The organism is Loktanella sp. PT4BL (genome assembly GCF_003201935.1).
GTDB lineage: Bacteria > Pseudomonadota > Alphaproteobacteria > Rhodobacterales > Rhodobacteraceae > Yoonia.
The window spans coordinates 135,335-148,320 of sequence record NZ_QJJL01000001.1 but is presented as its reverse complement, the minus strand read 5'-3'; the positions used below and the strand labels follow the sequence as shown (position 1 = coordinate 148,320).

General features: G+C 59.2%; 12 protein-coding genes. 4 read left to right on the top strand and 8 right to left on the bottom strand.

Annotated elements, in window-relative coordinates; genetic code table 11:
• Positions 1-58: 58 nt before the first annotated feature.
• The 6 genes from C7964_RS00705 to C7964_RS00680 form a co-directional block, all read right to left on the bottom strand.
• Positions 59-349 (bottom strand): HU family DNA-binding protein, encoded by a 291-nt coding sequence (locus C7964_RS00705; RefSeq protein WP_055295176.1) that lies wholly within the window; start codon positions 347-349, stop codon positions 59-61.
• A gap of 133 nt (positions 350-482) precedes the next feature.
• Positions 483-1,964 carry an AMP nucleosidase gene (locus C7964_RS00700; RefSeq protein ID WP_110277806.1) on the bottom strand — a complete coding sequence of 494 codons (1,482 nt, stop codon included), beginning with the start codon at positions 1,962-1,964 and terminating at the stop codon, positions 483-485.
• Entirely contained in the window at positions 1,961-3,760 is a 1,800-nt protein-coding gene (gene ade, locus C7964_RS00695) for an adenine deaminase (RefSeq protein WP_110277805.1), read from the bottom strand. The genes C7964_RS00700 and ade overlap by 4 nt, the downstream gene beginning before the upstream one ends.
• 40 nt (positions 3,761-3,800) lie before the next feature.
• Positions 3,801-4,280 carry a tryptophan-rich sensory protein TspO gene (gene tspO / locus C7964_RS00690; protein ID WP_110277804.1) on the bottom strand — a complete coding sequence of 160 codons (480 nt, stop codon included), beginning with the start codon at positions 4,278-4,280 and terminating at the stop codon, positions 3,801-3,803.
• A gap of 30 nt (positions 4,281-4,310) precedes the next feature.
• Entirely contained in the window at positions 4,311-5,333 is a 1,023-nt protein-coding gene (gene crtB, locus C7964_RS00685; protein ID WP_110277803.1) for a 15-cis-phytoene synthase, read from the bottom strand.
• On the bottom strand, positions 5,330-6,868 hold the full coding sequence (locus tag C7964_RS00680; RefSeq protein WP_110277802.1) for a phytoene desaturase: 1,539 nt from the start codon (positions 6,866-6,868) through the stop codon (positions 5,330-5,332). Before C7964_RS00680 ends, crtB begins: the two co-directional genes overlap by 4 nt.
• Before the next feature lie 107 nt (positions 6,869-6,975).
• On the opposite strand from C7964_RS00680, the gene crtA reads away from it, so the two are divergent.
• Genes crtA through bchO form a run of 4 tightly spaced genes read left to right on the top strand, consistent with a single transcriptional unit; the run spans position 6,976 to position 11,147 of the window.
• Positions 6,976-7,677 carry a spheroidene monooxygenase gene (gene crtA, locus C7964_RS00675; RefSeq protein ID WP_110278492.1) on the top strand — a complete coding sequence of 234 codons (702 nt, stop codon included), beginning with the start codon at positions 6,976-6,978 and terminating at the stop codon, positions 7,675-7,677.
• On the top strand, positions 7,674-8,678 hold the full coding sequence (bchI, locus tag C7964_RS00670; RefSeq protein WP_110277801.1) for a magnesium chelatase ATPase subunit I: 1,005 nt from the start codon (positions 7,674-7,676) through the stop codon (positions 8,676-8,678). The genes crtA and bchI overlap by 4 nt, the downstream gene beginning before the upstream one ends.
• Positions 8,671-10,302, top strand: a complete 1,632-nt coding sequence (locus C7964_RS00665; protein WP_110277800.1) for a magnesium chelatase subunit D — start codon at positions 8,671-8,673, stop codon at positions 10,300-10,302. Before bchI ends, C7964_RS00665 begins: the two co-directional genes overlap by 8 nt.
• Complete coding sequence (gene bchO, locus C7964_RS00660) at positions 10,302-11,147, top strand: alpha/beta fold hydrolase BchO (protein ID WP_110277799.1); 846 nt, start codon at positions 10,302-10,304, stop codon at positions 11,145-11,147. The genes C7964_RS00665 and bchO overlap by 1 nt, the downstream gene beginning before the upstream one ends.
• A gap of 66 nt (positions 11,148-11,213) precedes the next feature.
• On the opposite strand, the gene C7964_RS00655 is transcribed toward bchO, so the two are convergent.
• Together C7964_RS00655 and hemA are read right to left on the bottom strand one after the other, a co-directional pair.
• Positions 11,214-11,657, bottom strand: a complete 444-nt coding sequence (locus tag C7964_RS00655; protein WP_110277798.1) for a c-type cytochrome — start codon at positions 11,655-11,657, stop codon at positions 11,214-11,216.
• Positions 11,658-11,769: 112 nt separating this feature from the next.
• Entirely contained in the window at positions 11,770-12,984 is a 1,215-nt protein-coding gene (gene hemA / locus C7964_RS00650; RefSeq protein ID WP_110277797.1) for a 5-aminolevulinate synthase, read from the bottom strand.
• Positions 12,985-12,986 lie beyond the last annotated feature (2 nt).

Here is a 12,986-nt window from a genome sequence, read left to right as displayed (position 1 = left end):
TCGCCTTCACCGGCGACCTTTCCCAAACTCTGCATCCGGCCCGAGGGCCTGCGATGGCTTAGCCGTTGACGCTGTCTTTCAGCGCTTTGGCGATTGTCATTTTGACAACCTTGTCGGCTTCTTTCTTGATCTGCTCACCCGTGGCAGGGTTGCGGACCATACGCTCTGGGCGCTCGCGGCAATAGATCTTGCCAACACCTGGAAGTGTCACAGCACCGCCGCCGGAAACTTCTTTGGTGATGATGTCTGTCACAGCATCAAGCGCAGCACCGGCTGCTTTTTTGTCCATGCCTGTTTCTTCTGCAAGTGCAGCAACCAGCTGCGCCTTTGTCATTGGTTTTGTCGCCATTTTACTGGTCTCCCTCATTCGCCCCAGCAGTAGGGCCTATTACCCGCACATTTAACGGTATGTTGTGGGACACCACAATGATTAGTGTACCATTACAAGTGAAAAAGAGCAGGTTTTCGCACTTTTTGGCTGTTTAGAGGAAAGCTGTCTCTTCAAAACTGCGCAATTTGCGGCTGTGAATGCGCTCCAGCGGCATTTCGCGCAACCGTTCCATCGCACGAATACCTATCATCAGATGGGCCGCAACCTGTGTTTTATAGAACTCCGACGCCATCCCGGGCAGTTTCAACTCACCATGCAGCGGCTTGTCGCTGACGCAAAGCAGCGTGCCATAGGGGACGCGAAACCGGAACCCGTTGGCGGCAATAGTGGCACTTTCCATATCCAGCGCAATCGCACGCGATTGGGAAAGCCGTTGCACGGGGCCAGCTTGTTCGCGCAATTCCCAGTTCCGGTTGTCGATGGTGGCAACGGTGCCTGTGCGCATGATCCGCTTCAACTCATAACCTTCAAGCTTGGTCACATCCGCTACTGCCGTTTCCAGCGCAATCTGGATTTCTGCCAAAGCAGGGATCGGGACCCAGACAGGCAGATCATCATCCAGCACGTGGTCTTCGCGCAGGTAAGCATGTGCCAGCACGAAATCACCCAAGCGTTGCGAATTGCGCAGCCCGGCGCAGTGCCCGACCATCAACCACGCATGGGGCCGCAGCACGGCGATATGATCGGTCGCGGTTTTCGCGTTCGAAGGCCCCACACCGATATTGACCAACGTGATCCCCGCACCGTTCTTGCGTTTGAGGTGATAGGTCGGCATTTGCGGCAATTTCGCGGGCATAGGAACAGGCGCATCGGCATCGAATATCTCGACATTCCCGGTACTGACAAAGCTGGTATAGCCGCTGTCGGGGTCCGCCAGCATCTGGCGCGCGAAGGATTCAAACTCCTCAACGTAGAACTGGTAGTTGGTAAAGAGCACGTGGTTCTGGAAATGCTCGGGCGCAGTCGCCGTATAATGTGCTAGACGCGCCAGTGAGTAATCAACTCGCTGCGCCGTGAAAGGCGCCAAAGGGTGCGCCCCGTCAGGGTACTGAAAACCCGAGCCGTTCACGATGCTGTCATGTGTCGTGCTCAGGTCCGGTACATCAAATGCATCGCGCAGATTGAATTCCATCGACCCGTCATGGGGCACCGTGAGCCCCGGATCATTTGCCGCGGCAAAATGCACCGGCATTTCTGTGCCGGATGCGCCGATAATCACAGGTACACCGTGACTGGCCAGCAAAAGCCCGATTTGTTGTTCAAGATAGGATGCGAACAGGTCGGGGCGTGTAACCGTTGTGGCATAAACCCCCGGTTCGGCCACATGCCCGAAAGACAACCGCGAATCCATCTTGGCGTGTGTTGTCGTCGTCAGGCGGATTTCAGGGTAGTAGGCCCGCACCCGTGTGTCAGGCTGGCCATGCCGCAGCGCGGTGGCGAAATTCTCGGACAGGAATTTCACTGCCGTGTCATAAAGCTCTTGCAGCCTGACAACGGCCAGTTTCGCGTCAGTAAATGCCTCTGGCGCGGGGACTTCAGGTGTCCGGATTGACACCTCTTGTGCAACATTCATGCGTTTTCCTCAAATATATCTGTAATTTCAAACTTATCGACATCCACCAGCCCCAGATCAGAGATCCGTAACGAGGGGATGACGACAAGCGCCAGCAGCGAGTGCTGCATATAGGCGTTATTCAATGTGCACCCGCAAGTGGCCATCGCAGCAACCATCTGGTCGGCTTTGGCGGCTACTTCGGCAGCAGGGCAATCGGACATCAGGCCGGCAATAGGCAGTTCCACCAGCGCCAGTTCCTCACCATCTTTCCAGACGGTCACGCCGCCGCCGACCTCACCCAGTCGGTTCGCGGCGGCAGCCATCATTGCACGGTCCGTGCCCACGACGATCATATGGTGACTGTCATGTGCCACGGTCGAGGCCATGGCCATTTTGCCCGTGTATCCGAACCCCGACACAAAGCCGTTTACGACCTTTCCGGTGCCTTGGTGCCGTTCGACAAGGGCGATCTGATAGGTATCGCCTTCACCCTCAACCAACCCGTCAACGACAGGCAATTCGGCGGTTAGCGCTTCGGTCGGTGCCTGGTTTTCGACGACGCCGATGACCTTGGCTTTGACCTTGTTCTTGCCCTGAGGCGCATGAATGGCAAAGTCTGCATCCCCGAGAACCTTGCCCATATGCACTGTCTTGCGTGCATCATCGGGCCAGTCGTAATGCGGACAGGTCACGGTAATCTTGCCGTCACGCGCGACGGTCTGACCGCGCGCGATCACCTCTTCAATCGGCAATGTCACCAGATCAGAGGTCAGGATCATATCCGCCCGACGCCCCGGCGCGATCGAGCCAAGCTCGCGCTCCAGCCCGAAATGGGTGGCCGTGTTGATCGTGGCCATTTGCAGCGCGATTACCGGATCACAGCCACAAGCGATGGCATGGCGCACCACGCGGTTCATATGGCCGTCATTCACCAACGTGCCGGAATGGCAGTCATCGGTGCAGAGGATGAAATTGCGCGGATCAAGCCCCTTTTCGGTCACAGCGGTAATCTGGCTTTCCACATCATACCACGCCGACCCCAGCCGCATCATCGACCGCATCCCGTTGCGCGCGCGGGCAATCGCGTCGGCCTCCGCGGTGCCTTCGTGATCATCGGCGGCACCGCCCGCGACATAGGCCGAAAACGCCACCCCCTTGTCAGGGCTGGCATAGTGTCCACCTACGGTCTTGCCCGCATTCATCGTCGCGGCCATTTCCGCCAGCATCTGCGGATCGCCGTTGATCACACCGGGGAAATTCATCATCTCGCCCAAGCCGATGATGCCGGGCCACGCCATCGCCTCGGCCACATCATCTGCGGAAATCTCGAATCCTGTGGTCTCAAGCCCAGGTGCAGAGGGCGCACAGGATGGCATCTGTGTGTAAATGTTGACGGGCTGCATCAGCGCCTCGTCATGCATCATGCGGACACCGCGCAGCCCCAGCACATTGGCGATCTCATGCGGATCGGTGAACATGGTGGTCGTGCCATGGGGGATCACAGCGGCTGCAAATTCGGCGGGCGTCAGCATCCCGCTTTCGATATGCATGTGTCCGTCGCAGAGGCCGGGAATCAGATAGCGGCCTTCCGCCTCGATCACGCGGGTGTCGGGACCAATACAATGCGACGCGTCAGGGCCGACGTAGGCAAAGCGTCCCTCGGCCACAGCAACCTGCCAACCATCAAGAATTTCGCGGGTTTGTACGTTGACCAGCCTGCCGCCGCGAATGACCAGATCGGCCTTATCGCGGCCTGCTGCGACGGCCACCAAGCGGGGGGCAACCTCGGCCCATGATTTGAAATGCGTTTCCATCCCCAATGGTTTCACCGATTTCAGGGACGTTCAAGAGGGATCAGAGGTTCTGAAGCGGCAGCGGCTTTTGATCGGGGTTCAGACGCACCATCGCAAGGTTCAGAGCAGCAGCCACAGTGACCCACGCGAGATAGGGCACAAAGGCCAGCCCCGCCCAGAAATCCAGCTGGAAATGGGTGATCGTAGCGCCAAGAACGGCAATCCACAGACAGACCATGATCGGGATCGAGCCCTTCAGGTTGCGCGCCCCGAAGAACACCGGCGTCCAAAGCGCGTTGAACGCGATCTGTATTGCCCAGAATGCCATCGCATAGGCGTTGCCATCCAGCACGGCAACGCGGGCGCCCGCGAAAGAGATCAGCAAATAAATCGAGGTCCAGGCAACCGGAAAGGCCCAGTTGGGCGGTGTCCACGACGGTTTGTTCAGGCTTTTATACCATTCACCGGTCGGGAAAAGCGCACCCGTCGCGCCTGCGCCAAAGGTCGCCGCCAAAAAGAGGCAAAAAAGCAGAAAATCCATTGCAGGGCCCTTTCAAGGTACCCAACACACTTAGGCCATCGGACGGTCAGTTCCAATGCCTGCTTCGCGCACTTTCAACTCGGCCAAGATATCGAGCACCGATGATGCCCGCTTTTGGTCAGGCTTGGCGCGGCTGGCGGCATCAACCAGAAATGCGACTTCCGGCAGGGGTTTCGCATAGATCACTGCCGATTTCGGCATGATCAGTGATATGCCCGTCCGCGCTCCGGCTTGCATCAACCAGCCCAGCTTTTGCGCGCCCGAGGTTCTTGCGCGCATCGAGATACTGTCAAAGCCCTGCCTGCGCAGTTGTTTGCCGATACCTGCGTAAATCAGGCGCGCAGCCCAGATACCTGTACGGGCTTGCAGCGGCAGTACGTCAATCCCCGCCTCGGACCGCAGATAAAGCCTGTCCGCCTCGGCCAGAAGACGTTTCACCATACGCCGCACGTCATTCGTTGGCAGGGTTTCGCGGGTAAAGTTCACGGGATCAATGCCCGCCTCGGCCAGCCAATCCAGCGGCAGATAAATCCGCCCCATCCGCGCGTCTTCGCCCACATCGCGCGCGATATTCGTCAACTGCATTGCAACGCCCAGATCACAGGCCCGCGCCAACGCATCGGGATCACGGACGCGCATCAACACGCACATCATCGCGCCCACGGCACTGGCCACGCGGGCGGAATAATCGCGCACACCGCTCAGCGTGTCATAACGCCGCTCGGCTGCGTCCCATGCGAGCCCCTCCAAAAGGGCCTCGGGCAGGGCGCGGGGCATCTCAAAATCTTCGATAATCGCGGCAAAGGCGCGGTCCTCGGGGGCGTTGTGGGGTTTGCCGGCAAAGGCCGCGTCCAGACGGTCTTGCAGGCGGAACACGGCACCTGCCTGATACTCGCCCTCGTCGACTTCGTCATCGGCCAGACGGCAAAAGGCATAAAGTGCCAGCGCAGGGTCACGCACCTTGGCGGGTAAAAGTTTGCTCGCGGCATGAAACGACAATGATCCATGACGGATCGCCTCGCGGCAATGTTCAAGATCATCGGCGCGGATCATTCCGCAGCAACCTTGAGTTCAGGCACAACCGGCGCATCAGGCACCAGTTTCGCCAGCACTTCGGCACTGGAAATCACGCCCGGCACACCTGCACCCGGATGGGTGCCCGCACCGACAAGGAACAGGCCCTTGGCCTCTTCGCTGATATTATGAGGGCGGAACCACGCAGATTGCAGAATGCGCGGCTCAATCGAAAAGCCGGACCCGTTGGGCGACAGATAGCGGTCGCGGAAATCCTCGGGCGTGAGCACCATTTCGGTGGTGATATGTTCTGCAAAGCTGGGGATTGTCTTTTCAACCTCGGCCATGACCTTGGCTTTGTAATTCTCGGCCTCTTTGGCCCAATCAACAGGGTCATCAAAGCCCAGATGCGGGACAGGCGATAGCACATAAAACGTGTCATCCCCCACCGGAGCGACGCTGGGATCTGTCTTGGAGGGACGGTGGATATAAAGGCTCATATCGTCGGCGAGTTTGCCTTTGATAAAGATATCCTTCAGCAGCCCCTCATAACGTGGCGCGTTGGTGATGGTGTGATGGCCCACATCGGGCCACATCTTGGCAGTGCCTTTGGTGCCGAAATACCAAACGAAAAGCCCCATAGACCAGCGCCGCGATTTCAGTTTTTGGTCTGTCCAGCGTTTGCGCGGCGCATTGCGCAACAGACGCTGATAGGTGTGGCCTGCATCGGCGTTGCTGACCACAAGATCAGCGGCGATTTCCTGACCGTCTGACAAACGCACACCTTTGGCGGCACCGTCTTTGATCAGGATTTCATCCACCTCGGCCCCTTGGCGCACCTGCCCGCCTTGCGACCGGATCACGCCGACCATCGCCTGCGCAATCGCCTGTACGCCGCCCATGGCGTAATGCACGCCGAATTCCTTTTCCAGATACGCCACCAGCGCATACATCGACGTCACATGCCGCGGATCACCCCCGATAAACAGCGGGTGAAACGACAAGGCCATGCGCAAACGCGGGTCTTTCACGCGGGCCTTTGCCAGCCCAAGGATGGACCGGTCCGCGCGCAGTACCGCAAATTGCGGCAGCACCTTGATGGTTTCCCAAAGCCTGTGCATCGGCTTGGCGACCATTCCCTCAAACCCTACTTTGTAGCAGGCCTCGCTATCCTTCAAAAACCGCTTGTAGCCTTTCACGTCACGCGGGCTGAGCCGCGCGACCTCGGCCAGCATCGCGTCGGTGTCCTGACGGGCGGTAAAGGTGGATCCATCCTGCCAGCGCACCTCGTAGAACGGGTCCATCGGGCGCAGGTCGATATCTTTGTGAAAATCACGTCCGCAAGCGGTCCAAAGCGCCTCGTAGACTTGCGGCACAGTAATAATCGTCGGGCCCAGGTCGAATCGGTGGCCATCTTGTGTCACAGAGGACCCCCGCCCGCCGGGCTTATCCAGCCGGTCCAGCACGGTAACGGCATAGCCTTTGGCCCCAAGGCGCATGGCCGCAGCGAGGCCGCCAAGCCCCGCACCGATCACAATTGCTGCGTTTGAATCGCTCTGTTGGTCTATCATCATGGCTCAACTCTAGTAGTGTAAACACAAGTTGACAATTATTATGTCAACATCTTCCCAAAACGGACCACATATGTCAGGATTAGTTGACACGATCAGAGGTCTTCACCGTGACTCAAACCGTCAGCCTGTCATTCTTCCGCTTCAGTGGGCCCATTGCCCGTGCTTGGGCGTTGACGATGATGGGCGGCGCAAGACTGCCTCTGGCACGAACGCCCGACATCGGATTCTGGAAGCTCTGCGGATCAGGCACCGGCGAAGGTTTTACCCCCGTCCCCAACACCGCTGTTTACGCGATCCTTGCCACGTGGCCCGATGCGGAAACGGCCCAAGCACGCACACAATCAGGCATTTTCGCGACTTACCAGAAACGTGCCGCCGAGGATTGGACCGTCTTTCTCCAAACGCAGACATCGCGCGGCGCATGGGCGGGCCAATCACCTTTCGAACCGACGATGGCACAAACCACCGGCCCGCTTGCTGCACTCACGCGCGCAACCATCAAACCCAGCATCCTGACCAGATTTTGGGGCCGTGTGCCGAACATTTCGGAAATGATCGGCAAAGATCCCAACGTTGCCTTCAAGATCGGCATCGGCGAAGTGCCGATGCTACATCAGGTGACCTTCTCGATCTGGCCTTCCGAAAAAGCGATGGCCAGCTTTGCCCGTACCGGCCCGCACGCCGAAGCAATCCGCGCCGTGCGCGAAGAAGGCTGGTTTCGCGAAGAACTCTACGCCCGTTTTGCCGTCCATTCGGATCGCGGCACCTGGAACGGCACCTCCCCCTTAGCCAAACTTGAGGCCGCATAATGCAACCATTCCCCTTTTCCGCCATCGTCGGCCAAGACGAGATGAAACAGGCGATGATCCTCACTGCGATTGATGCCAGCATCGGCGGGGTCCTTGTCTTTGGTGATCGCGGCACAGGCAAATCCACCGCCGTGCGTGCGCTGGCCGCCCTGCTGCCGCCGATCAACGCGATCAAAGGATGCCCGATCAATGCAGCCACCGCCAAGGACGTGCCCGACTGGGCAGGCCTGAAAACAAAACGCGCCCATGAGATGCCAACGCCGGTCGTTGACCTGCCGCTTGGCGCGACCGAAGACCGCGTGACCGGTGCGCTTGATATCGAAAAGGCGCTGACCAAAGGCGAGAAAGCGTTTCAACCCGGCCTGCTGGCGCGCGCCAATCGTGGCTATCTTTATATTGATGAGGTGAACCTGCTTGAGGATCACATTGTGGATCTTCTGCTCGACGTCGCCCAATCCGGTGAAAACGTTGTCGAACGTGAGGGCCTGTCAATCCGCCACCCCGCCCGCTTTGTGCTGGTCGGGTCCGGCAACCCCGAAGAGGGCGAATTGCGTCCGCAGCTTTTGGACCGTTTCGGTTTGTCGGTTGAGGTCGCATCACCCAAAGATGTTGCTACCCGTGTCGATGTCATCAAGCGACGCGATGCATTCGAGAACGACAATGCCGCATTCATGCTGCGCTGGCAGGCGGAAGACGCAGCGATCCGCGAACGTATCCTGACCGCGCGCAAAGCGCTGGCGAAGCTCAAAACGCCCGAAAAAACGCTGGTCGACGTAGCCGAACTTTGCCTCGCGCTGGGCTCGGACGGTTTGCGCGGTGAACTGACCTTGCTCAAAGCCGCCCGCGCCTATGCCGCGTGGCGTGACGATACCGCATTGACCCGTGCCCACGTAAAGGCCGTTGCCCCCATGGCGCTACGCCACCGCCTGCGCCGCGATCCACTGGACGAAGCAGGCAGTGGCACACGCGTCGCCCGCACCGTGGAAGAAGTCCTTGGCTAGGGAAAGCTGGCATCACGCAACGCGCGCGTTGCAATTGCTCGCGCTTGATCCGGGTCTTGGCGGGATCTGCATTCGTGCGCGTTCTGGCCCCGTTCGTGCGCGCCTGATGGAAATGATTTCACCTGACGCCCGCCGCCTGCACCCCGCCATATCTGACGAGGCGCTCTTTGGCGGTTTGGACCTTTCGGCGACTTTGGCCAGTGGCCGGATGATCCGCGAAAAAGGGCTGCTTGAAACGCCATGCACCTTGGTGCTTACAATGGCTGAACGCGCCACAACAGGGCTGGCGGCGCGGCTCGCGGTCGCGCTGGACCGCAGCACCAATCACAACCTGATTGCACTGGATGAAGGCGCAGAGCCCGACGAATGCCTGAACCCCAAACTGGCCGAGCGGCTGGCCTTTCATGTCGATCTGTCCGAGTGCGCCCTGCAAGATATCATTCCTACAACGCCCACAGCCCCGATCGCATTGCGTGACGTCAGAATGCCCACCGACCTGCTCGAGCAAGTCACGCGCATCGCCTGCGACCTCGGGATTGATAGCATGCGTGCGCCACTATTCGCCCTGCGCGCCACCCGTGCCAATGCCGCTCTGATGGGCCGCACACAGATCACGTCCGAGGATGTTGAAATTGCTTGCGCGCTGACCTTGGCACACCGCGCAACGCGGGTGCCGGAGCCTGAATCGCAGGACGAAGAGCCACCTGCACCGCCCCCCGACCAGAACAACGAAAACCAAGGCCCCGAAGACAGCCTTGATCTGCCTGATGAGCTTTTGCTTGAGGCCGTCCGTGCCATGCTGCCGGATAACCTGCTTGAGCAACTGGCCGCGCAAAAGGCGCGGGCGGGGCGTGGTAACGGGACGGGGGCCGCACGCAAGGGCAACCGGCGCGGCCGACCTTTGCCATCACGCGCGGGGCATATCAGCGATGGTGCACGGATTGATATTATCGGCACGTTGCGCGCCGCGGCCCCTTGGCAAACGATCCGGCGCAACGCGACGGGCCGCGACGGTCTGCACATCCGCCCCGCAGATATCCGTATCAAACGGTTCGAGGAAAAATCCGACCGCCTGTTGATCTTTACGGTTGATGCCTCTGGGTCCTCCGCCCTCACCCGTCTGGCCGAGGCAAAGGGTGCGGTGGAACTGCTGCTGGCCGCAGCCTATGCGCGCCGCGATCACGTGGCACTTGTCGCCTTTCGCGGGACCGAAGCCGAGCTGTTGCTGCCACCCACCCGTTCACTGGTGCAAACCAAACGGCGCCTGGCGGCCCTGCCCGGCGGCGGCGGCACACCGCTGGCCGCTGGTATGGTCACCGCTTTTGAACAAGCTGTCCAGGCCACCCGCCGTGGCATGACACCGACGATTGCAATCCTGACCGACGGGCGGGCGAATATCGCGCTGGATGGGCGTGCAGACCGCAAACAGGCGGCCACTGATGCCCAGCAAATCGCCCGCGTTCTGCGTGCAAATGGCGTTGATGCGATTGTGATCGACACCGGCAACCGGCCCGAACCTGCGTTGCGCAACCTTGCGCAGACGCTTGATGCGGCCTATCTGCCCTTGCCGCGCGCCGATGCCCAGCGCCTTTCCAAATCCGTCGCCACTGCGTTGGGCGATTGATGCGGTGGCCCGAGGATGCCGAAGGCTGGCCTCTGACGGTATATTCGCGGCAGGTTCTGCACCGTCCGCACCGTTGGCATATTCAGGAACACGGGATCGGACCCACAATCCTGCTGATCCATGGCGCAGGGGGGGCAACGCAGAGTTTCCGTGGCTTGTTTCCTATTCTTGCGCGCACCCACCATGTTGTGGCGGTTGATTTGCCCGGTCAGGGGTTTACCCAAATGGGAGCGCAACAACGCTGCGGGCTGGATCACGTGGCAGCGGACCTGCTTGCACTGGCACGCAACCAAGGCTGGTCGCCTGATATCGTTGTCGGTCACTCCGCAGGTGCGGCTATTGCGCTGCGCATGTGGGAACTGGGACTGCAGCCCGCCAAGGGAATCGTGGGGATCAACGCCGCTCTTGGGAATTTCAAAGGGGTCGCTGGCTGGCTCTTTCCGATAATGGCCAAGGCCTTGGCCGTTTCACCTTTTGCGGCGCGTCTCTTTACCAAAACAACAACGCGAAACAGTGTCCGTCAGCTTATCGAAGGTACCGGCTCAACGCTCGATGAGCGGGGGATTGATCTTTATTACCGGCTGGCCACTGACAAGGGCCACGTCGATGCAACGCTTTCGATGATGGCACAATGGTCCCTCGATGGGCTGATGGCACGGCTTGGCAGGATTGACGTGCCGGTCCATCTGATCGCGGCACTTGGCGACAAGGCTGTACCACCCGAGGTCAGCCGCAGTGCTGTCCGACAGCTTCCTCAGGCAAGATTGACGGAACTTGCCGGACTAGGGCATCTCGCGCATGAGGAAGATCCCGAAACGATCGCGAACTTGATCACCGACATGTAAAAGGCCGCCGGGTTTCCCCGACGGCCTTTTTTCATTCAGAACAACGGTTGCCCGCTGTGAAGGCTCTTACTCAGCCGCAAATGTCGCGAGGTAAGCGTAAAGGTCGTAGGCCTGACCTTCTTCGCGCACCTGATAAGCCATCTTGCCGCGTGCACGACGGTTGTCGAGCGTTTCGCGCAGCCAGCCTGTCGGATCCTGAACGTAACCGACAAAGGCTTCCTCAGTCCAAGGTGTACCAGCTTCGCCCAGTTCGATCAGCGCATCACTGTAACGGAAATCTTCAACCGATCCCATCGTGCGACCGGCAATTCCGTAAAGGTTTGGACCAGTACGTGCATTGCGACCTGCAAGAACCTCGCCGGATGCGTCTGCGACAACATGGCATGCAACGCACTGACGGTTGAATTGCTCTTCGCCAGCTGCGGCGTCACCGACAGTCGCGGCGTGGCCGTCAGCAAAGGCGGGTGCGGAAAGAACAGCAAATGCTGCTGCGATAGTAAAACGTTTCATGATCGTATTCCTCTTCGATCTAGTTCTGTGACCGTTCGCCCCAGTCGGCGCTTAATGTAACGCGGGAAACCAAAGGGTCCACCCCCGCATGCAAAAGAATCCGTGATACGCGTTATGCCACCGCATGCGCGAGCGCACATTGGCGCCACAACACCTTTAACGCATTGATAAGATGATCGATATCTGCATCTGTATGCAGCGGTGATGGTGTAAACCGAAGCCGCTCGGTCCCCTTCGGAACGGTCGGATAGTTGATCGGCTGCACATAAATATCCCATTCGCGCATCAGGTAATCGGCCAACATGCGCGTCTTGACAGGATCACCGATCATCACCGGCACGATATGGCTGTCGTTCTCCATATGCGGAATCCCCTCACGATCGAGCGCCGCACGCAGGCGCGCCACCTGACGCCGTTGTTGGGCGCGTTCTATCTCTGATTCCTTGAGATACGCGATCGAGGTGCGCGCAGCTGCAGCGACCGCTGGCGGCAGTGCTGTGGTAAAGATGAAGCCCGAGGCGAAGCTACGAATAAAGTCACACAACGCCGCCGATCCGGTGATATATCCACCGACAACACCATATGCCTTGCCCAATGTCCCTTCGATCAGGGTAATCCGGTCTGCTAGCCCCTCACGTTCGCTGACACCGCCACCGCGCGGGCCATACATGCCAACGGCATGGACCTCATCCAGATAGGTCATCGCACCGTATTTTTCGGCCACTTCGACGATCTCTTTGATCGGGGCAATATCACCGTCCATGGAATAGACGCTCTCAAAGGCAACGATCTTGGGCACATCAGCTGGCAGACAGCGCAGCTTCATTTCCAGATCATGCACGTCGTTGTGCTTCCAGATCACCTTGTTGGCGCGGGAATGGCGGATGCCTTCGATCATGGAGGCATGGTTGCCCGCATCCGACAGGATCACGCAGTCCTTCAAACGGCTGCCCAAGGTGCTTAGCGCGGCCCAGTTTGACACATAGCCAGAGGTGAAAAGCAGTGCCGCCTCTTTGCCGTGCAGATCGGCCAGCTCACGCTCCAGCAAGAGGTGGTCGTGGTTCGTGCCCGAGATATTGCGCGTGCCGCCTGCGCCGGTGCCGGTGCGCTCGACTGCTTCGCACATCGCGCCGATGACCGTCGGATGTTGACCCATGCCCAGATAGTCGTTCGAACACCAGACTGTCACATCACGCACGCCATCTTCGGCGTGGTTGGCCGCGCGCGGGAATTTCCCGCATTTGCGTTCAAGTTCGGCAAAGTACCGATAGTTGCCGTCCTGCTTGAGTTGGGACAGCTGTGCATTGAAAAGTGCGTCAAAATCCATCG

What these genes read in the sequence shown, in the direction of transcription:
- bchO (WP_110277799.1), top strand. Translation starts at nt 10,302, where the DNA reads ATGCGGTGGCCCGAGGATGCCGAAGGCTGGCCTCTGACGGTATATTCG.
- crtB (WP_110277803.1), bottom strand. Translation starts at nt 5,333, where the DNA reads ATGATCCGCGCCGATGATCTTGAACATTGCCGCGAGGCGATCCGTCAT.
- C7964_RS00680 (WP_110277802.1), bottom strand. Translation starts at nt 6,868, where the DNA reads ATGATGATAGACCAACAGAGCGATTCAAACGCAGCAATTGTGATCGGT.
- tspO (WP_110277804.1), bottom strand. Translation starts at nt 4,280, where the DNA reads ATGGATTTTCTGCTTTTTTGCCTCTTTTTGGCGGCGACCTTTGGCGCA.
- C7964_RS00655 (WP_110277798.1), bottom strand. Translation starts at nt 11,657, where the DNA reads ATGAAACGTTTTACTATCGCAGCAGCATTTGCTGTTCTTTCCGCACCC.
- ade (WP_110277805.1), bottom strand. Translation starts at nt 3,760, where the DNA reads ATGGAAACGCATTTCAAATCATGGGCCGAGGTTGCCCCCCGCTTGGTG.
- C7964_RS00700 (WP_110277806.1), bottom strand. Translation starts at nt 1,964, where the DNA reads ATGAATGTTGCACAAGAGGTGTCAATCCGGACACCTGAAGTCCCCGCG.
- hemA (WP_110277797.1), bottom strand. Translation starts at nt 12,984, where the DNA reads ATGGATTTTGACGCACTTTTCAATGCACAGCTGTCCCAACTCAAGCAG.
- C7964_RS00705 (WP_055295176.1), bottom strand. Translation starts at nt 349, where the DNA reads ATGGCGACAAAACCAATGACAAAGGCGCAGCTGGTTGCTGCACTTGCA.